We start from the raw sequence: 18,748 nt of genomic DNA on the forward strand, positions 1-18,748 counted from the left end.
ACCCAGATTTCGGTCTATGAGCTGCGGTTTTCCAATTATTACCCCGGTAAACTGCAGGTCAGGCGCAAGACCATGCCCGTTCATCAAGAATCGATAAACTTATACTGACAGACTGCGAAACGGCCAGAAACTAGCCGTTCCGTTGCCCCAACACCGCCTCATAAAGCTCGCGCTTGCTGGCGCCCATCTGTTGCGCCACTTCTCCGCACGCGTCCTTGAGCCGCTGTCCCCCAGCCACCTTGGCCTCCACCTTGTCCACCAACTGCTCCGGGTCCACCGCAATGGCCTCGGTACGGCCCTCGATGACCACGCTGATCTCGCCCTTGACACCCTCGGCCGCCCATTCCGCGAGCTCGCCCAGGGTTCCCCGCTTGACCTCTTCAAAGCGCTTCGTCAACTCCCGGCACACAGCGGCAGGCCGATCCCCACCCATCACTTCAGCAGCGATGCCCAGCGTGTCCGCCAATCGGTGCGGCGATTCGAAGAAACAGGTGGCATGGGTGGCGTCGAGAAAAGTAGAAAAGAACGTACGGCGCGCACCGTCCTTGCGGGGCGCAAACCCCACGAACGCGAACTTGCCCACTCCCAATCCGGACAAAGCAAGGCTGGTCGGCACGGCAGAAGGACCCGGCAAGCAAGTCACAGGCACGCTAGCTTCGTAGGCAGCCTGCACCACCGGGAACCCAGGATCGGACACAGACGGCATGCCCGCATCCGTGACCACCAGCACGCGCTTGCCCTCACGGGCGAAGTTCACCAACTGGCTGGCCCGGTCATTCTCGTTGTGATCAAAGTTGCTGAGCACCAGCGCCTGGATCTGAATCCCCAGGGCATCTGCCAGAGCCCGCGTCCGCCGCGTATCCTCCGCGGCGATGACATCCGCACTGCCCAACGCATCGATCAAGCGAACCGACGCATCCAGAGGATTGCCCAGCGGTGTGGCCGCCAAAATGATTCCACCCTGTGGCAGCGGACGGCGAGCAGCAGCGGTGGCCAACAAACTTTCCATGTGCCCCACGGTACTTCACGGTGTCCGCCAGGTTCACTAGACTAAGTCCTCGTGCCTCTTGCCACCCTCGCTCCCCCGCCCTCGTCCGCGCGTGCTGCTCGCACGCCAGCCCGCGGACTGTCGCGGTTTCTGCAGTGGAGCCGGTGGCAAGCAATCTTAGGCAGCCTGGCGGTGCTGGCGATGGCGCTGCGTCTGCCGATGCTGAGCCGGCCAACGGATGCCGGAACCCCCATTTTCGACGAAAAACACTACGTCCCCCAGGCGTGGCAGATCCTGCGTGGGTTTGACGGGCTGTTTGTCGGCGGGATTGAGGACAACCCCGGCTTTGGCCTGGTGGTGCATCCCCCGCTTGCCAAGCAACTGCAGTCAATTGGCATGTGGGTGTTTGGCTACACGCCGGTGGGATGGCGCATCGTCACGGCGTTGCTGTCTGTGATGGTCATCCTTCTGATCGCATCCATCGCGAAGCGGATTTCTGGTTCCGAGTGGGTCGGCTTGCTGGCGGGCATTCTGGCACTTTCGGACGGCATCCTGTTCGTCACTGGCCGCTCTGGCATGTTGGATCACACCCAGACTCTGTTTGTGGTGGCTGCGGCCTACTTCGCAGTGCGAGACCACCAGCAGATGGACACCGTGTTTTCCCGGGTGCTGGTGCAGGGGCGCATCTCGGACTTTCCCGTTGGTCCGCGCGCGGGTTTCCGCTGGTGGCGGTTTGCCGCCGGGGTGGCGCTGGGGCTGAGCCTGTCCGTGAAGTGGTCTGGGCTCTATTACATGGCCTTTGCCGGGGTGGCTTTTGTGGTGGCGGATTATTTGCGACGCAAGCGCTACGGCGTGCGCAAACCTCTTCTTGGAATGCTGGGCTTGGATGCTGTCTCCGCGTTTGCCTCGCTGGTCATCGTTCCGGTCATCATCTATCTGCTGAGTTTCCGTGCGTGGTTCGCGGGCGATTCCTCTGTCTATCGGCACGCCGTAGAAGCGGGCAAGGCTGGTGGCTTCAGCGCAGACGGCCTAGTGGGGTTGCTTCCCCAGGCGCTGCAGAACTTTCTGTACTACCAGCAGTCCGTGCTGCAGTTTCACACGGAGCTGACCAACTCTGCGGGGCACGTGCACCCATGGGAATCCAAGCCGTGGTCCTGGCTGGTCAGCTCACGCAGCCTGATGTATTACAACCCGGATGTGGATTCCGAAGGCATGCGCCACATCGTGTTGTTGGTCGGCACTCCCGCCATTTGGTGGCCGTGCGTGCCGGTGCTGTTGTGGGGTCTGTGGTGCTGGTTCATTCACCGCGACGGCCGTTGGACCATTCCATTGGTGGGCTTTGCCGCAGGATTCCTACCGTGGCTTCCAGTCATGGACCGGCAGATGTACCTGTTCTACGCAGTGAACTTGGCGCCGTTCTTGATCCTCGCCTTGGCCTTAGCGCTGGGACAGATCAGCACGTGGCGGATTGCTCAACCCGGCCAGGTCCCTTCGCAGTACAAGGCCGTCAATTGGTGGAAGAAACACACGGGGCGGATCGTGGTGGTTTTCTACGTGGCGTTCTGCGTGTGGAACTTCCTGTTCTTCCTGCCCATGTACACGGGCATGCCGCTGACCGCGTTGGATTGGTACTCGCGGATATGGCTGCCTAGCTGGGCATAACCGGTCTGAAAGCTGGTTAATCGCCGGCGCGGAAAGTGGAGTTCGTCTCCACATCCAACCGAGAAAAGCTCACTGGCTGGGCCGTCAGCCACCGCCAGTACTGTCGCAGCGGCGTTACCGTGTGCACTCGCGCGAGCCAGCACGTGATCAGAGCAATAACGGCCACCAAGTGCAGAGCCAAGGTGCCCAGCACGCTCGGGACATCCACGGAAGTCTCTACCAGCCCCATCACGATGTCCCGGGTGGCAATGCCCGCGCCGAATGCCCACATCGCTAGGTAGATCGGCAGCAAAGCCCCCGCCACCCGTGGCTTCCACGCGGCCCACGCCAAGCCAATCCCCAGCGCAAAACGAGTGGTCGCGGCATCCATCACCAATCGGGCTATCGCCGCATCCTGGGTATCGGAGGTGTCCACAGTGGGCAATGAGCCGGTCCCCGTGGGAAGGCTGGCTCCTAGCGTCGAGCCAAACAACAACACGCCCGCCCACACCAAAAACGCCACGGCCAGCCCGGCCAACACCACACGAGACAGCGTCAGCGGCAGTGAACGCGCGCGCATAGTGCTTGCCACCTGCGGGAAATCGACTGTCGCATCGAGGACGCGCGCGGCGGCTTCATTCGCGTCGCGGGAGGGCTGTGGCTCGGGGGCCAAGTTGAATTTCAGCTGGCGGCCCAGCGAAGAGACCGTGGAAAACCAGCGCTGGCACTCCTCGCAGCCTGCTAGGTGCGCGTCCACCACATCATCGGGAAGAGTGGGAGTTTCGCCATCCAGCCGCGCGGACAACGCGGTACGCACGTCATCACAATTCATGACTGGTCACTTCCTCCCTCACGCAAAGCGGGACAGTGCGCGATCCAAACTGGCTCGTCCAGCTCCGAAGACAACAATAATCAGGCAGCAGACAAGCAACACAAGCGGCAGCTCAACGCCGTTGTCCACCGCGTAGAAACCGTGCGGCATGTGCAGGAAATAGAAGTTAATCAAGGTGACGATGGCCAGCGCTCCCGCCGCGGCGGTGGCCAGCAAGCCGGTAATGAGCAACGCCCCACCCAGCATCTGGGTGATTGCGGAGAGCCATGCCATCACTTCCGGGGCAGGAACCTCCGCGGCCCGGTGAAGCTCCACGGTGCCTTCAGTCCCGTCCATGCCACGCTGAAACACCATCTCCCAGCCATGGGCGATAAAGCTCACGCCCAGAACGAGGCGAACGAGCAGCAAAACGGCATCGCGTAAAACCTGGTGGTTCATCGTGAGAACAGAACCTTAGACAGCGTGAATGCGCTGCTGGGAGCCGTAGTTCGCGCGACCGTAGGCGGCATCGTCAGCGTAGTAGGAGTCTTCGTCGTGGTAGTCGAAGTAATCGCGGGAATCAATGTAGCTGAGGTGATCGAACTCGGGATCAGCATCGTCAGCTTCCACGATCACGGCACCCGGACGGCGCAGGCGGTCAGGCACGCCAAGCTCCTCGTCCTCCGTGTTGCGCACGCCCAGGCGGGCGCGGCGCATGCGGGCGATACGACGCCGGCGCATCTTCGCCTCCTCGATCGCGCTGCGGCGTAGGAAGTACAGGTACATCGCGGTCACGCCCAGGGCAATCACGGGAGCAATCCACGCGGCAGATCCGAAGATCATGCCGGCGCCCACGGACACGATGCACAGCACCAGCAGGGCAAGCAGCATCTGCTTACGTCGCTTCAATCGGCGCTGCGCAGCCGCCTGCGAGGCCACTGGGTCGTAGACGCCGCGACCCTTGCGCGCGGCCAGGTACTGCATGTCTTCATCGTCCAGCTCGGCGCGAGTGGATTCCTCTTCCTCGCGCAGCTTCCGCGCCATCGCCGTAGCGTGCGCGGCGGCTTCCTTTTCCCCATTTTCGACGCCACGCTCAGCCTCTTCCACTGAAGCTTCCGGGTCCAGGTCTGAGCCGCGGAAGTATGCGTCGGAAATACTGCGGACCTGGCGGCGAGAGGTCTCGGCTTGGTCGTCTTCCGCGTCGTGGGCCTGGTCATCTTCCTCAGCTTCTGCCACCAAACGGATTGGCGCGAAGGAGCCCGTATCGGCTTCGCTGTGGGAGCGGAACGTGGAGGACTCAGCTGCATCAGCAGACTCAGCCTCAGCTTCTGCCTCTGGGTCTGCGTCTGATTCGACCACTTCGCCATCGATAGTCTCCGCAGCTGCCACAGCGGAATCCTCGTCGGCGGTCTCGGTCACGATCTCTGCATCAACTGGCTCTGCCTCGACAGACTCCGCGTCCACGGTCTCTGGCTCCGCTGCCTCAGCGAAATCCTGGTTCTTGGCTGCACGGGAGAAGTTGCGGCCGCGTCCGGACAGCCCGGCCCGGTCCTTGAGGCTCAGCGGACGTGACTCGTCCTCGTCGTCGAGCAAGAAGAATTCCGGCTCCGCGTCCACCAGCTCCAGCTCTTCGTCGGCATCGGAGAAGCGAAAGCTCTCCGCCGCAGGCGCGAGGCGCTTTTTACGGCTCATCGTCTCGCCACCCTGGTGCAGAACACGGGTCTCGGTGAGTGCCTTCGCGGTACGGCGAACGGGCGACTGATTACGGAGCAGAAGTGGTGCGAGTAGCACGATCCACACGACGGCAATGAGCAGTAATGATCCGGACACGGCGAGATGTCCTCCCAACAGGTTATTGAATGCGGCAGCAGTTGGATTCCAAGTTATCGCTACCGCGCTGACCTATGGCCGTGCCACGCCGAAGACTCTTCTGGGAACTCGCTGTGAGCCGTCCGAGCCACCGGATTTTAGGACTTCTTACGCTTCCCTGGCGGCACGTAGACAAGCTCGCCCTCGTGAACCATGCGCTCCACGAGTCCGCGGGATTCCTCGCCGAAAAGCTCCTCGCGAGTGACGGCCATGAGGTAATGATCGGTCCACTCACCGTTGATGTGGAGATTGCGCTTGAGGAAACCTTCCTCGCGGAACCCCGCCTTCTTCAAAACCGCACGGGAGGAGGCGTTTTCTCCCATCACCGTGGCTTCCACCCGGTGGAGTCCCAAGGTCTTCATTGCATGATCGACGCCAAGCGCCACCGCAGCCGTGGCTACTCCCTGACCCGTTTGCTTTGAGTGGACCCAGTAGCCAATCCAGCAGCTGGAGACTATGCCGTGCTGAATGTTTCCCAGAGTCAGCTGTCCGGCGAAGGCACCGTCAACTTCAATGACGGCCGGAACCACAGTTCCTTCCTTGGCCACACCCTTGAGGTTGCCCCAGGTCTTGCGCCACTGGCTGGATGAGTGTGCCTCCGCCCAGTCTCCATCCACCGTAGGCTCCACGGCGCGCAGGTACTTTTCATCTTCGATGCGCATTCTGCGCCACTCCACGCCGTCTTTACGGCTCAAAGAACGCAGGCGGACTTCCACACCATCTCCACCACGGGTCAGCACAGTTGTGGTTCCAAACGGCCAACCGGAGCGAGGAGTCTTACTCATTATTTCCTCCCTGGATGCAGAAGGCACGCGCGACGATAATTTGACCGCACGCCTGGCTGCGGAGAACTTTTCTTATGCATTCCAGATTAGGAGCGATTCGATAGGAACATCACATCGACTACCTGTCCAGGGGCGACGTTCGTGGCATCCGCAGGGATGATGATCAGGCAGTTGGCCTGGCCGTGGCTGCCCAGCAAGTGCAGTGGCTCACCGCGTCCGGTACCGGCGCCCAGTGGATCCACGAGGAACTCACGGGTGTCGCGGTCGCGCATCAGTTGGCCGCGGATGAATCCGCGACGGTAGGCGGCGGATTCGATGGAGGCGATAGTGCGGGCCTTGATGATCCGACGCCCGGATTGGCGCTGACCGCGGATGAGTTGGATCAGCGGTCGAACCATCACCTCGAAGGCCACCAACGCGGCGGATGGGTTGGAGGGCAACAGGAAGGTCGGGACCCGGTCCGGACCGAGCTGGCCAAAGCCCATCACAGAGCCTGGGTGCATGGCCACACGGGAGACATCCATGTCCCCCAGTTCCCCGAGAACTTCCCGCAGGCGATCGGAGGCTTCTCCGCCTACCGCACCACTGATGACCACCACTTCAGAGCGCAGCAACTGGCCTTCGATGATGTCTTTAAGTCTGCGCGCCTCGCCAGAGATGATGCCGATGCGGTGCACTTCCGCGCCAGCTTCTCTGCCTGCCGAGGACAGGGCATAAGAATTGACATCGTAGATTTGACCCAAGCCTGGGTCGCGATCGATATCCAGCAACTCCGGACCAAAACTCAGCACGGATAAGCGCGGACGTGGATATACGAGCACCTTGGAACGGCCGACAGCAGCCAACAAGCCCACCTGGGCAGCGCCAATGACGGAGCCTTGCTCCACCACGACGTCGCCGGGCTGAACATCGGAACCCTTGCGGTGCACGAACTGGCCGGAATGCACCAGCTCCAGCGGCTCCATGCGGCGCCCCTGTACGTCAGCCCAGTCCAGTGGAATCACGGCATCGGCCAAGGTGGGCAGCGGAGCGCCAGTGTGCACGCGCACAGCCTGCCGGGGCTGCAAGCGCACTGGCCGGTGCGAACCGGCGGTGACTTCACCCACGATGGGCAACACTGGGCGCACGTCCTGCGGGACGATATCTGCAGGCTGATCTGCAGAGTCTTCGGCAGGCGCCCCATTGCGTCGGGCAACATCGAAGGCCTGGCGAACGTCCACGGAACGCACCGCGAAACCATCGATGGCGGCCTGATCGAACCCGGGGATCGGCGAGGTGCCCTCGACCTGCTCGGCGCAGCGCAGACCCAGCGCCTCAGAAATGGCGATGCGGACGGGCTCTGGGGTCACGGCCGCAGCGGTGATCAGAGCAAGCTGCTCCTCGACTGATCTCACGGTGCCTTCTACCTTTCTGAAACGCTGTGGTGGGGTACCAGCGACACGATGCTGCCGCTGGTATAACGGAAATTAATCGCGCTGAGCGAGCTCCAGGCCGCTGACTACTTCCTTGTCATCGGGCTGCTCGATGCGCTCTTCGAGCCAGCGGCGAAGCGACGGACCGTAAATATCGTCACGCAGGGCGAAGTCCACGCAGGCGCGAATGTAGCCGCCGGGGTTGCCCAGATCATGACGGGATCCGTTGTGCACCACGATGTGCACGGGGTGGCCCTCGTTGATCATCAGCACGATGGCATCAGTGATCTGGATTTCTCCGCCCTTGCCTGGCTCGGTGCGGCGCAGCGCGTCGAACACCTTTCGATCCAGCAAGTAGCGGCCGGTTGCCACCAGGTTGCTCGGGGCATCCTTGGTGTCTGGCTTTTCCACCATGCCGGTGACGCGGCGCACGTCATCGCGTCCGCACTCTTCCACGTCAAACACGCCGTAGTTGGAGACGTCCTCTTCTGGCACTTCGAAAGCGCACAGCACGGAGCCGCCGAACTCCTCGCGGATGGCCTGCATCTTTTCCATCACACCGAAGGGGAGAACCAGGTCATCCGGCAACATCACGCCGAAGCAGTCCTCGTCTTCATCCAGCACCTGCTCGGCCAGACCGATGGCATGGCCCAAGCCCAATGGCTTTTCCTGCTCCACAGCCTGAGCGTGGATCATGCCCTTGACGCCCTTGACGCGGCGCAGTTGGTCTTCCTTGCCGCGTGCTTCCAACGTGGCTTCGAGTTCCTCATCGGTAGCAAAGTGCCCCATGACACCTTGCTTCTTCGGTGCGGTAATCACCGCGAGACGCTCTGCTCCGGCGGCGACTGCTTCGCGGGCGATGAGCTCAATGCCTGGAGTTTCGACGACTGGCAGCAATTCTTTAGGCACCGTCTTGGTGGCAGGCAGGAATCGGGTTCCCAGTCCGGCAGCTGGAACCACGACAGTGCGCAGACCAGCGATCGTCTGTTCATCGGAAGTCATGTGGCGATGGTACCGCCTGAACGGCCCAGACAGTTGGAACTGCATCTACTGCGTGCCGTTTTCTCTGTATTTGGGCACGAAGGCGCTACCATGTGCCTAAAGTTAGAGGTAATTCACTGTCTCTAAGGAAATGGGGCTCCATGTCGCACGCGGATCAGCACTCCGGACGCGTTGATACCTGGACCAGTAATAGACACAAATCGCTGCCCTACTCCAATGACCCGAACTTCGCGGAGAGGCACAATCTAGTCGACCGCCCCACGTTCCGCCCGATTCCGGAATTCGAGGGTGTCCACAACGTGTGGCCCCGCGGCGACCGCCTGGCCGCTATTCGCGAGGCAGCTCAGAACTACCGCGAGCGCTTCATCAACCAGGGCACCGTCCTGGGCGTGAAGTCCTTCGATATCGCCGCGGCTCCTTATCCTTCCCAGTACGCCTTCCAGAATTACTCGGGCTACGTCAACCCATTGATCAGCATCATCAACCGCATGATGGTGATTCAGTACAAGGACTTTAACGGTGTTCCTCGCACCTTGGTGTGGGAGCCCACGGTGGCAGACGGCTCCAAAAAGGCTGGTTTCTACAGTAACTTGATCGGCTCCGGTAACGGCCCCAAGTGGTTCAACAAGACCATGCGCGGCGTGGATCGCGAGGTCCTGGCCACGTTCCCGGGCGATGTGGAAGTTGGCGTGGGTATTTCTCTGCTGTGGACTCCCCGCCACACGGACGGTAACTACTCGCTGTGCATCAACACTTCCGATGGCGTGTGGATTTCTTCGGAAAACGGCATGGCGAGGGATTCTTGGCAGCCTGAGCTCTCCAAGATCCCCGGTTTGAAGTCCAACTGCGAGTTCTATGAGCGTGAAGTGGTGCTGAAAGCCAACACGCTGGAAGATTCCATCGATCAGTACGATTCGATGATCAAGGAAAAGGAGATGGCCTCCTACAGTCCACAGAATCCGGAGTGGAAGCAAATTCTCCCGTCCTCCGCGTGCGCACCGTGGATGCGCCAGTGGCCGTTGAATCCGGCCATGGAACACTGCGGTATCAATTACGGTGAGCACAAGCGTCGTTAACGTTGAATTTCGATTTTCCTGACGCAAACTCCGATCACTCCCCAAAATCGGATAGTGCCCAGCGCAAGCAGCAATTGCGCGCCACGATTCGAGGTGATCGGCGTGCGCTTTCCTCTGCAATCAAGGCGGACAAAGATTCCCTGATTGCTTCACATGCCGTGGAGTATCTGCGCACCCATGACATTTCGGTGGCCACTGCCTTTGTCCCTATGCGTTTTGAACCCGGCGGTGCGGAGCTTCCCTTTGCCTTGGCTAACGAGGTGCAACACCTACTGTTGCCGCGGATCGCGACGGCCAACGATGGGCCTCCCCTGATGGACTTTTGCGCGTTCGATCCACGCACTGAGCAACTAGTGCCCGGCCCGATGGGGATCTTGGAACCGCCTGGACCCGCATTTTCCGGCTTTCCTGCTGGCATTGACCTATTCTTCATCCCTGCGCTCGCGGTGGATTCAACAGGAGCGCGGCTAGGTCAAGGTGGCGGCTACTACGATACGAACCTCGCCGAACTTGCTCCGGATGCCGAAGTGTGCGCCATAGTCTACGCACACGAGTACCTCGATCACGTGCCGACCGAGCCGTGGGACCTGCGCGTCACTTCAGTGCTGACAGAAGATGGTTTCACGAGGCTGCAGGTTTAGGTAATATTCCTTAGTAAGAATTGAAGGTAAGTAACATCACACCTTCGTCAATCGTATTGTCTACCGAGACTCTCCAGATTGGGGACGTCAGAGTTACTACTTTTAAGGAAGTTTCTTACATGGTCAAGGGCTTTAAAGATTTCATTATGCGAGGCAACGTCATAGAATTGGCAGTTGCTGTGGTCATGGGCACCGCCTTCACCGCTATCGTCACCGCTTTCACTTCCGGCCTCATCGAACCCCTGCTCGCTGCCCTGGGTGGCAGTCCAGAGGTGGGTCTCGGCTACCGCATTCGGGACGATATCCCTGCTTCCACCCTCGACTTCGGCGCTATCATCACCGCAGTGATCAACTTCCTGATCGTTGCTGCAGTCATCTACTTCCTGATGATCGCCCCAATGAACAAGTTCGCCGAATTGCAGGCACGTCGCAAGGGCATCCAGCCAGAAGAAGCGGGTCAGACCGACCTCGAGCTGCTCGCCGAGATCCGCGACCTACTCAAGGAGCAGCAGGCAGGAAACTCCACCACCGGCAGCGCTGCTGCATACGACGCTCTGAACAACAACGTCGACCCATACGGCGCAGGTAAGCACTCCGCGGAGTAATTTCCGCAGAGTAATCGCCGAAACAACAAAGGCCAGCAGGGGTTTTCCCGGCTGGCCTTGGCTCTTGCCAAACATTTCGCCGCAACTAGTAGTGTGGCGGCCTCTGCTCTTTCCAGAAGTCCTCGCTGATGGGACGAGCTTCCTCCGGCGTCTCTGGTACGTCGGTGCCGTCCACAGAAGATAACGCGGATCCTTGATTATCGGCGCTCTCCCCCTCGCGGGCCCCTAGCTTGCCGAAGGTCCGGCGCGGAACTCTGCGAGCGTGGCGTCGAGAAGAAGAACGGTCCCCCACGGCGAAACTAACGATTCATGTCCGCGATGACGTACCGGGCCAGAGGGCACAGGGTCGCCATGCCGTCGCGGATCGCGCTACGAGAACCAGCGATGTTGACCACCAGGGTGGAACCGGACACGCCCGCGACACCGCGGGACAAGCCAGCCTCCAAAGAATTCGCAGCCAGACCGGAGGAACGCAGCGCCTCCGCGATACCTGGCACCTTGCGATCCATCTCCGCGTGAGCTGCCTCTGGGGCCTTATCTCGCGAGCCCATTCCCGTGGCGCCCACCGTGATGACGAGGTCCGCGCCTCCCACCACAGCGGTCTGGATCGCCTTGCGAATCGCCGGCTTGCGGGATTCCACGTGCACCAGTGCGTCCACCAAGAAGTTCTCCTCGGTGAGCAGCTCTGTGACCAGCTCGCCGGACTGATCCTGACCGTCCGTGCGGTCTGAAACGATGACCACCATGGCGTGCAGCAGGCTGTGATCGCGGCGCTCACCGTTGCTGCGAGAATTCATGTCTAGCTGGTGAAAGACCTGATCATCGGGCTCTTCAACACGAGCATCGAGACGGTCGATATCCTCTGGGTTCACGTTGTCCATGACGGGCAGGCGAACGTCCTCGGCCACCTTCGCGGAGTGGTGAGGGCTCATGGAATCGGGCTCCAATCGGGTGTTCGGTCAATGATTAACAGTGTTCATTTACCGTATCGTTTGCAGCACCTGTGCGTAAGGTACCTCACAACTTGGCTACCCCTTAGGGTGTACTACTCTGCGCCCAAGGTCACGCTCACGGTGTGTTCATTGCGCCCGTTGGAGTCGGTGACGGTCATCTCTACCGTGTCGCCTACCTTATGGGAACGGATTGCAGCGATCAGTCCGACGCCAGACTCCACAGGGCGATCATCGACCCTCGTCACCACGTCGCCCTTCTTCAGACCAGCCTCCTCGGCGGGACTTCCGCTATCCACATCGGCAATTTCTGCGCCGAAGATGTCCGATCCGGTGTTCACCTTGGCCCCGATGATGGGGTGGGAGGTCTTGCCGGTCTCGATGAGATCCTGGGCAATGCGCTGCGCTTGGTTGGACGGGATTGCAAAGCCCAGACCGATGGAGCCGGATTGTCCCTGCCTGCCGCCGAGGGATGCGATGACCGAAGGAATGCCCACCAGCTTCCCTTCCATATTGACCAGCGCGCCGCCGGAGTTACCGGGGTTGATGGCGGCATCAGTCTGGATCGCATCGATCAACGAGGCCTCGCCGCCGTCTTCACCGGTGGCCTGCACGGGGCGGTTCTTCGCCGAAACAATTCCGGTGGTGACGGTGGATGCCAGTCCCAGCGGGGAACCGATAGCAACGACGGATTCGCCAACGTTCAGTGCGTCCGAATCACCGAGCTCGATGGGCTGGAGATCCGTGGCGCCTTCGGCCTTGATCACTGCGATGTCCGTCTGTGGATCGGCGGCCACTACCTTGGCGTCCAGGATCCGGCCATCGTTGAGACGGACCTGGATCTTGCCGTTTTCTGCACCAGCGACCACGTGGTTGTTGGTGACGATCATGCCGTCCGAGGTGAAGATGGATCCAGAGCCTTCGCCGCCGCCTTGCGCGGTGGCCACCTGGATGGACACCACGGATGGAAGGACACGGGCAGCGATATCTTCCGTGGTGCCTGGGTCAATAGGGTTCGAAGCATTCTCGCCGCTACTGGAGGATTGAGTATCGAACGAGCTAGTTACGTTGTGGGTGGCGCCCGTCTGATCCATCACCACAGCGGTGGTGGCGCTGACTGCAATTGCTCCTACGAGGAGAAGCGCCGCCACAGCGGGCGTGGAAAAGCGCTGCTTTTCCTTGACTCCCACTGCGCCGTCACCCGGCTGATTGTGCTGCAGGCTTCCCGGGCCTTGAGCGCCGAACGGATCCTGAGGTGGCTGTCCCATTCCAGCACGTGGGCCGGGGAATGCTTGGGTGTGCGGATTCTGGTGCGCGCCCGGCTGTTGCTGTGGGATTGGTTGCTGCGGGTTCTGCTGTGGTCCGGGCTGTCCAAGACCTGGTTGTGGTCCTGGTTGCTGACCGTGCTGCTGACTTGGTTGAGGTCCGGGCTGCGGGCCACCCTGTGCTGGGTTATTCCACCCATTTCCCTGCTGGTTGGGATGGAACTGGCCATTGCCTGCTGGGCCGTTAGTCATCGTGTGTCCTTTCCTCGCATGACTGCATGAAATTCATTGTCTCTCCCTATCCCCCGAAATCCTCGTAGAGACGCTGGACAGTGCCTGCTAGTTAAAACGAAAACCCTGCCTGATGTATTCAGTTAATGTCCAGCGGACTGCCAGACTTACCGGGAAGCACCACTCGCATGAGCGCTCCGCCATCATCCGAAGCATCGGCGATGATTGCCCCATTATGCCGGAGAATAACCTGCTTGACGATCGCCAACCCCAGTCCGCTACCCGGCATCGAGCGGGACTGAATGGAGCGGTAGAAACGCTCAAAGACCTTCGCTCGATCCTCCTCCGGAATACCCGGTCCGGAATCAGCAATGCGGATTTCCACCGCGGTGGGTGTATCGGAGTTGGCGTTGGAAATGGGCTGCATCCACACCCGCACCGTGCCACCCTGCGGCGACCACTTGGCGGCGTTATCCAGCAGGTTTCTGATTGCTCGGCTCAGACTGAACTCGTCGCCGACAACCACCCACGGAACCAGGTGCACATCGAAGTGGACGTCCGGCCTGCGGCGCTCCACACGCTCCAGCGAGTCCGCAAAGACCTCCTCTAGGTCCACCTCCGCGGTGGTTAGAGGCATGCTGTCCTCGCGGGCGAGATCCACCAGATCGCCGATCAAGGTGGACATCTCGTTGATCTGTGCGATGACGTCCCGCTCCAAGTCCGCACGATCTTGCTCCGACAGCGCGGGATTTTCGGCGCGAGAAGCCATCACCAGCAACTCAATATTGGTACGTAGAGACGTCAACGGAGTCTTCAGCTCGTGGCCAGCATCAGCCACCAGATCCCGCTGCTTCTCCGTAGAGACCTGCAGCGCCCGCATCATGGCGTTATAGGAACGAGTCAACGAGCCCAGCTCATCATTACTTTCCACGGGAATTTGCCGCAGCTCGCCAGTTTCCGCCACGCGGTTGGCGGCGCGACGCAACCTGTCGATCGGTTGCACACCGGCGGATCCCACGGCCATGCCGGCGATGATTGCCGCGAGCGCGCCGGTCACACCGATGAGGATGAGCACGATGCGCAGAGAATTCAGCGCTTCCTTGGAAAACTCAATGTCCTGCTGCACGACCACCACGCGGGAATCCGGAGCACGCACCGCATAGATGCGCATGGAGCCTTCAGTGCTGAAGGAGAATGACTGCTCTCCCCTGACCACAGCCATCTGTACAGGCGAGAGCACGCCCTCGAAGACCTCTTCATTGTCGAATTCATGATCGACTGGGCTGTCCGGATCCGCAGTGAACGTCGATAGGCCTTGGGTGCCCTGGATGCCAGGCGTCACCGGCTCCAAGGAGCTGGAGCTTTCTGATTCTGCATCGGTGGCTTGGGTTGAATCAGAGCTGCTACCCGGTTGCTTGATCCCCGTCTCGGCCGCTGGAATGACCAGGACGTTCATGCGGTTCGAAGTCTCCTGGAAGTTGGGCACGTAACGCCCGTCTTCATAGGAATGCTCGGCGGGGAATTCCACCCCGGAATCGATGATGTTCTGCGCCTGATTCTGCAGGTTCTTATCGATCTCCAAATACAGAATCTGACTGACGGACGTGAACGCCGCCAGGGTAATCACCACGATGGACACAATCACCACCGCCGCAGTCAGCGCGGCCAAGCGCGTGCGCAGGGACCAGCTACGCAGGGAGAAAATCGAGCCCTTCCCTTCCTCCGGCGTAACCTTCTTCTTCAGTTCGTCCTGTTTTAGGGCATGCGAATAGCCGGACCCTTGCGGATCCGGTGTGGGGTTACTCGCTGGCCCTTCTGTCACGGAGCGCTTTCACGCAGCACGTAGCCCACGCCGCGAACGGTGTGGATCAGACGTGTCTCGTTGTGCTCTTCGGTTTTGCGTCGGAGATAGCCGATGTAAACCTCCAGCGCATTGCCGGATGTAGGAAAATCGCTACCCCACACTTCCTCGAGGATGCTGTTGCGTGCCATCACCTTGCGTGGGTGGGACATGAGCAGCTCCAACAGCGCAAACTCCGTGCGAGTGAGGCTGACGGGCTTACCGTTGCGCGTGACCTCGCGGGTCTCAGGATCCAAGGTCAGATCCTCAAAACGCATCGGCTCCGCGCCGGAGTTTTCGGAGATAGACGGCCGAGTCGCGCGGCGGAACAGCGAACGCGTGCGCGCCAGCAGCTCCTCTAGGGCGAAAGGCTTAGGGATGTAATCGTCCGCACCAGCGTCCAGCCCCGCCACGCGCTCAGACACGGTATCGCGAGCAGTCAGGATCAAGATCGGCAGATCATCGCCGTGGCTACGCAACTCGCGGCACACCTCAAGCCCGCTCTGCTTCGGCATCATCACATCCAAAATGGCCAGATCCGGCTGTTCCGTCTCGATCATCTTGAGCGCTTCCGCACCATCTTCAGCCAGCACCACGGTGTAGCCATTAAAAATGAGCGAGCGCCGCAGGGACTCCCGTACCGCCTGATCATCATCGGCAATGAGTATCTTCATACGACTATTGTGCACGTCCGCGCCGAGTTTTTAACATCGAGACCCGAACTTACTGAGACCTTAGAAAAATTGCGGCTGCAACCTTCATGTTCTCTCAGCGGTTTCCTTCTTTCCTTTGTTTCGACGCCACCGCCCTGGCCCGAAACGCAATTGAAGCGCCATCCCGAAAGGGGATGACGCTTCACTTACTAGCTAGTGAACTGGAGGCTTACTTGTCCAGATCCACAAGGCCGAGCTGAGCGGCCTTGACCAGACGGCGAGGAATCTGAGCTTCCTGACCGTTGATCTTCACGTTCTGGAGGGCGACATTGTCAGCCTTCCACTGCGAACGACGGGAGTGCGTATTCGCACGGGACAAACGACGCTTTGGAACTGCCATTGTTTTCTACCCTCCTACTGAGTCTTCTTCTTGCGGCGAGCAACAGCGCCGTAACGACGCTGGAACTTCTCGACGCGGCCTGCGGTGTCCATGACGCGTTGAGCGCCGGTCCAGAATGGGTGAGACTCGCTGGTCACGTCAACGACGATCAGCGGGTACTCGTTGCCATCTTCCCACTCGACCGTGCGGTCGGAGCTCGCGGTGGAGCGAGTCAGGAAGCTGTGTCCGGTGCTGGCATCCTTGAATACCACTGGGTGGTAATCGGGGTGGATATCCTTCTTCATACTTCTAATCCCTAAGGTGGTTACATCAGGCCGGTTCTCCACGAAGTGCAGATCGTGCCTGAGTTGGGTTGGAAACGTACAACTCGAAGCATCTTACAGCCCTTGGGTGGGAAATTGAAATCACCTGACGCCGCTAGAGCTTGACGTCGAGAAGACTTCCTACCTGCACCCTCTACGTACGCGAGCCGGCAAGAAGAGGAATTAGGATTTCGGCGGGACAAACGGTAGGGTTATCGCTTGCTGTTGTCTATGTAAACGTCATCGCCACGCAGCTCGCTCTTCGGTATGCCCAATCGGCCCGTCTAACCGGTAGGTAATTTCGCCGAACATGAGCTTGAAACTCTGCGAGGCGGAAGGAGAAACCCATGTCGGCACATTGCCAGGTCACGGGCCGCAAGCCAAGCTTCGGTAAGACCGTGTCCCACTCGCACCGCCGCACGAGCCGTCGCTGGAACCCAAATATCCAGCGTCGCTCGTTTTACTTGCCCTCTGAAGGCCGTTCCATCACGCTGAACGTGTCCACCAAGGGCCTGAAGACCATCGACCGTGACGGCATCGAGTCTGTCGTTGCCAAGATCCGCGCCCGTGGGGAGAAGATCTAACAAATGGCACGTAACGATATCCGCCCAATCATCAAGCTGAAGTCTACGGCTGGCACCGGTTACACCTACGTCACCCGTAAGAACAAGCGCAACAACCCGGATCGCATGACCCTCAAGAAGTTCGATCCGGTAGTCCGCAAGCACGTCGAATTCCGCGAGGAGCGATAATCTATGGCTAAGAAGTCCAAGATCGCTAAGAACGAGCAGCGCAAGGAAATCGTCGCCCGCTATGCGGAGCGTCGCGCTGAGCTCAAGGCCATCATCAAGAACCCGAACACCTCTGACGAGGACCGTACGGAAGCACAGTGGGAGCTGAATCGTCAGCCTCGTGACGCTTCCCCAGTGCGCGTACGCAACCGCGACGCTGCTGACGGTCGTCCACGCGGTTACCTGCGTAAGTTCGGTTTGTCCCGCGTCCGCGTCCGCGAAATGGCTCACCGTGGTGAGCTGCCGGGCGTCCGCAAGTCCAGCTGGTAAGGGGGAACTTCAACATGAAGCGCACCAATATGAAGAAGGCGCGGATGGAGCAGTCCCGCCGCCCAAAGAAGAACCCGCTCAAGGCCGAAGGCATTGAGTCGGTTGACTACAAGAACTACGCTCTGCTGCGTAAGTTCATCTCCGACCGTGGAAAGATCCGCTCTCGCCGCGTCACCGGTTTGACCCCTCAGCAGCAGCGTCAGGTTGCCACCGCAATCAAGAACGCTCGTGAAATGGCTCTGCTGCCATTCAACGCTCGCTAAACTTTCTTTAGTGAAGATCTAGCAGCAGCTCTCTAGACGTTTCACAGACACACTCGAGGCCCGTCCCCTTTGCTGGGGCGGGCCTCCAGTGTTTTTCTTGCACTTTCTGAGGATTTATTATCTCCTGCTTATGTAGACAATTGATGGCTACAATAGCGGGGTAATCTTTTGTCCATTACAGCAAGCAGGCTGGGAATGCGCTGAGCATTCAGCCGGTGTTTAAGGAGCAAATCATGAGCAATAACTATCCTTCTTTCCCAAACTCCGGGGATGACAACCCCTACACCGGTGGCCAGCAAAGCGGCTTCGGCCAGCAGCCACAGGGTGGATATGGCCAGAACGGCTACGACCAGGGCGGTTACGGCCAGCAGCAGCCTCAGGGTGGCCAGTACGCTAGCTTCCCTGGCGCTAACCAGATGGCTCCCGGAGCACTCCGCCCAGGTGCTTGGAAGCGCTTCTTGGGGCTGGTCCTTGACAACATCATCCTTGCCATCGTTGGCGGCATCATCACTTGGCTACTCTTCGGCAGCGACATCGCCAATTGGTGGGAGCAGACCATGGACGCTGCTAACTCCTCGTCGTCTACCGCTACTGCTCCAGATTTCCCAATCAGCGCTTCTATTGGCTCTGGCATCATCACTATCGTCCTGTGGTTCGCCTACCGTCTAATCATGGAGGTCAACAACGGTGGAACTGTGGGCAAGATGGCCATTGGCGCTCGCGTGACGATGGAAGACGGCAGCCCTATCACTTACGGCGCTTCGTTTGTCCGCAATTCGTGGTACCTGATCTCCACTGTCACAAACATCGTCCCGATCATCGGATCGTTGATCTCCCTGGGCATCACCATCGCAATGGGCGTGACCATCGGTAAAAGCCCCAACAAGCAGAGCTTCTCTGACAAGTGGGCTAAGGCCATCGTTGTAGACAAGTAATCCGACGAGGCTGAAACC

At 59.9% G+C, this 18,748-nt stretch carries 22 protein-coding genes; 9 read left to right on the forward strand and 13 right to left on the reverse strand.

Translation table 11 applies throughout. The features are described from left to right. Positions 1–130: 130 nt before the first annotated feature. Positions 131–1,009: a 16S rRNA (cytidine(1402)-2'-O)-methyltransferase gene (gene rsmI, locus IM764_RS03095; RefSeq protein WP_194186860.1), complete on the reverse strand. Its 879-nt coding sequence runs from the start codon at positions 1,007–1,009 to the stop codon at positions 131–133. A gap of 180 nt (positions 1,010–1,189) precedes the next feature. On the opposite strand from rsmI, the gene IM764_RS03100 reads away from it, so the two are divergent. After that, positions 1,190–2,650, forward strand: a complete 1,461-nt coding sequence (locus IM764_RS03100; protein WP_194186966.1) for a dolichyl-phosphate-mannose--protein mannosyltransferase — start codon at positions 1,190–1,192, stop codon at positions 2,648–2,650. A 16-nt stretch (positions 2,651–2,666) separates the two neighbouring features. Here the strand turns inward: IM764_RS03100 and IM764_RS03105 are convergent, their stop codons facing one another. From IM764_RS03105 to IM764_RS03130, 6 genes are all read right to left on the reverse strand, one after another. Further along, complete coding sequence (locus tag IM764_RS03105) at positions 2,667–3,461, reverse strand: zf-HC2 domain-containing protein (RefSeq protein WP_194186861.1); 795 nt, start codon at positions 3,459–3,461, stop codon at positions 2,667–2,669. An 18-nt stretch (positions 3,462–3,479) separates the two neighbouring features. After that, positions 3,480–3,899: a DoxX family protein gene (locus IM764_RS03110; protein WP_194186862.1), complete on the reverse strand. Its 420-nt coding sequence runs from the start codon at positions 3,897–3,899 to the stop codon at positions 3,480–3,482. Between the two features lie 15 nt (positions 3,900–3,914). Beyond that, the gene (gene glpR, locus IM764_RS03115) at positions 3,915–5,270 is read right to left on the reverse strand and encodes a gephyrin-like molybdotransferase receptor GlpR (RefSeq protein ID WP_194186863.1); all 1,356 of its coding nucleotides are present in this window, start codon (positions 5,268–5,270) and stop codon (positions 3,915–3,917) included. A gap of 137 nt (positions 5,271–5,407) precedes the next feature. Beyond that, the gene (locus IM764_RS03120; RefSeq protein ID WP_194186864.1) at positions 5,408–6,094 is read right to left on the reverse strand and encodes a GNAT family N-acetyltransferase; all 687 of its coding nucleotides are present in this window, start codon (positions 6,092–6,094) and stop codon (positions 5,408–5,410) included. Between the two features lie 86 nt (positions 6,095–6,180). Further along, positions 6,181–7,488 carry a gephyrin-like molybdotransferase Glp gene (gene glp / locus IM764_RS03125; RefSeq protein ID WP_194186865.1) on the reverse strand — a complete coding sequence of 436 codons (1,308 nt, stop codon included), beginning with the start codon at positions 7,486–7,488 and terminating at the stop codon, positions 6,181–6,183. Positions 7,489–7,560: 72 nt separating this feature from the next. Continuing rightward, positions 7,561–8,508 carry a UTP--glucose-1-phosphate uridylyltransferase gene (locus tag IM764_RS03130; protein WP_194186866.1) on the reverse strand — a complete coding sequence of 316 codons (948 nt, stop codon included), beginning with the start codon at positions 8,506–8,508 and terminating at the stop codon, positions 7,561–7,563. Positions 8,509–8,648: 140 nt separating this feature from the next. On the opposite strand from IM764_RS03130, the gene IM764_RS03135 reads away from it, so the two are divergent. From IM764_RS03135 to mscL, 3 genes are all read left to right on the forward strand, one after another. Then, complete coding sequence (locus IM764_RS03135) at positions 8,649–9,584, forward strand: hypothetical protein (RefSeq protein ID WP_228073278.1); 936 nt, start codon at positions 8,649–8,651, stop codon at positions 9,582–9,584. Between the two features lie 2 nt (positions 9,585–9,586). Then, positions 9,587–10,225: a 5-formyltetrahydrofolate cyclo-ligase gene (locus IM764_RS03140; RefSeq protein WP_194186867.1), complete on the forward strand. Its 639-nt coding sequence runs from the start codon at positions 9,587–9,589 to the stop codon at positions 10,223–10,225. 119 nt (positions 10,226–10,344) lie between these two features. Then, a complete protein-coding gene (mscL, locus tag IM764_RS03145) occupies positions 10,345–10,830 on the forward strand; it encodes a large conductance mechanosensitive channel protein MscL (protein ID WP_194186868.1) in 486 nt (161 codons plus the stop codon). A gap of 299 nt (positions 10,831–11,129) precedes the next feature. On the opposite strand, the gene IM764_RS03150 is transcribed toward mscL, so the two are convergent. The 6 genes from IM764_RS03150 to IM764_RS03175 form a co-directional block, all read right to left on the reverse strand. Beyond that, positions 11,130–11,711 carry a molybdopterin-binding protein gene (locus IM764_RS03150; protein WP_194186968.1) on the reverse strand — a complete coding sequence of 194 codons (582 nt, stop codon included), beginning with the start codon at positions 11,709–11,711 and terminating at the stop codon, positions 11,130–11,132. Positions 11,712–11,875: 164 nt separating this feature from the next. Further along, complete coding sequence (locus IM764_RS03155; RefSeq protein WP_194186869.1) at positions 11,876–13,297, reverse strand: S1C family serine protease; 1,422 nt, start codon at positions 13,295–13,297, stop codon at positions 11,876–11,878. A gap of 118 nt (positions 13,298–13,415) precedes the next feature. Next, positions 13,416–15,098, reverse strand: a complete 1,683-nt coding sequence (locus IM764_RS03160) for an ATP-binding protein (protein ID WP_370551526.1) — start codon at positions 15,096–15,098, stop codon at positions 13,416–13,418. After that, on the reverse strand, positions 15,095–15,790 hold the full coding sequence (locus IM764_RS03165) for a response regulator transcription factor (protein ID WP_194186870.1): 696 nt from the start codon (positions 15,788–15,790) through the stop codon (positions 15,095–15,097). Before IM764_RS03165 ends, IM764_RS03160 begins: the two co-directional genes overlap by 4 nt. Positions 15,791–15,998: 208 nt before the next feature. Further along, on the reverse strand, positions 15,999–16,169 hold the full coding sequence (rpmF, locus tag IM764_RS03170; protein WP_099297676.1) for a 50S ribosomal protein L32: 171 nt from the start codon (positions 16,167–16,169) through the stop codon (positions 15,999–16,001). Positions 16,170–16,183: 14 nt separating this feature from the next. After that, positions 16,184–16,453 (reverse strand): type B 50S ribosomal protein L31, encoded by a 270-nt coding sequence (locus tag IM764_RS03175; RefSeq protein WP_099297678.1) that lies wholly within the window; start codon positions 16,451–16,453, stop codon positions 16,184–16,186. Between the two features lie 365 nt (positions 16,454–16,818). Between IM764_RS03175 and rpmB the strand changes: the two genes are divergently transcribed. The 5 genes from rpmB to IM764_RS03200 all read left to right on the forward strand — a co-directional run bounded on the left by rpmB (position 16,819) and on the right by IM764_RS03200 (position 18,730). Beyond that, positions 16,819–17,055 carry a 50S ribosomal protein L28 gene (rpmB, locus tag IM764_RS03180; protein WP_099297680.1) on the forward strand — a complete coding sequence of 79 codons (237 nt, stop codon included), beginning with the start codon at positions 16,819–16,821 and terminating at the stop codon, positions 17,053–17,055. Positions 17,056–17,058: 3 nt separating this feature from the next. Further along, positions 17,059–17,223, forward strand: a complete 165-nt coding sequence (rpmG, locus tag IM764_RS03185) for a 50S ribosomal protein L33 (protein WP_099297682.1) — start codon at positions 17,059–17,061, stop codon at positions 17,221–17,223. A gap of 3 nt (positions 17,224–17,226) precedes the next feature. After that, a complete protein-coding gene (rpsN, locus tag IM764_RS03190) occupies positions 17,227–17,532 on the forward strand; it encodes a 30S ribosomal protein S14 (RefSeq protein ID WP_099297684.1) in 306 nt (101 codons plus the stop codon). 14 nt (positions 17,533–17,546) lie between these two features. Next, positions 17,547–17,795, forward strand: a complete 249-nt coding sequence (gene rpsR / locus IM764_RS03195; protein ID WP_194186871.1) for a 30S ribosomal protein S18 — start codon at positions 17,547–17,549, stop codon at positions 17,793–17,795. 233 nt (positions 17,796–18,028) lie between these two features. Further along, positions 18,029–18,730: an RDD family protein gene (locus IM764_RS03200; protein ID WP_194186872.1), complete on the forward strand. Its 702-nt coding sequence runs from the start codon at positions 18,029–18,031 to the stop codon at positions 18,728–18,730. Positions 18,731–18,748: the final 18 nt, after the last annotated feature.

Origin of the sequence: Corynebacterium sp. ED61 (assembly GCF_015233855.1) — a bacterium.
GTDB lineage: Bacteria > Actinomycetota > Actinomycetes > Mycobacteriales > Mycobacteriaceae > Corynebacterium > Corynebacterium dentalis.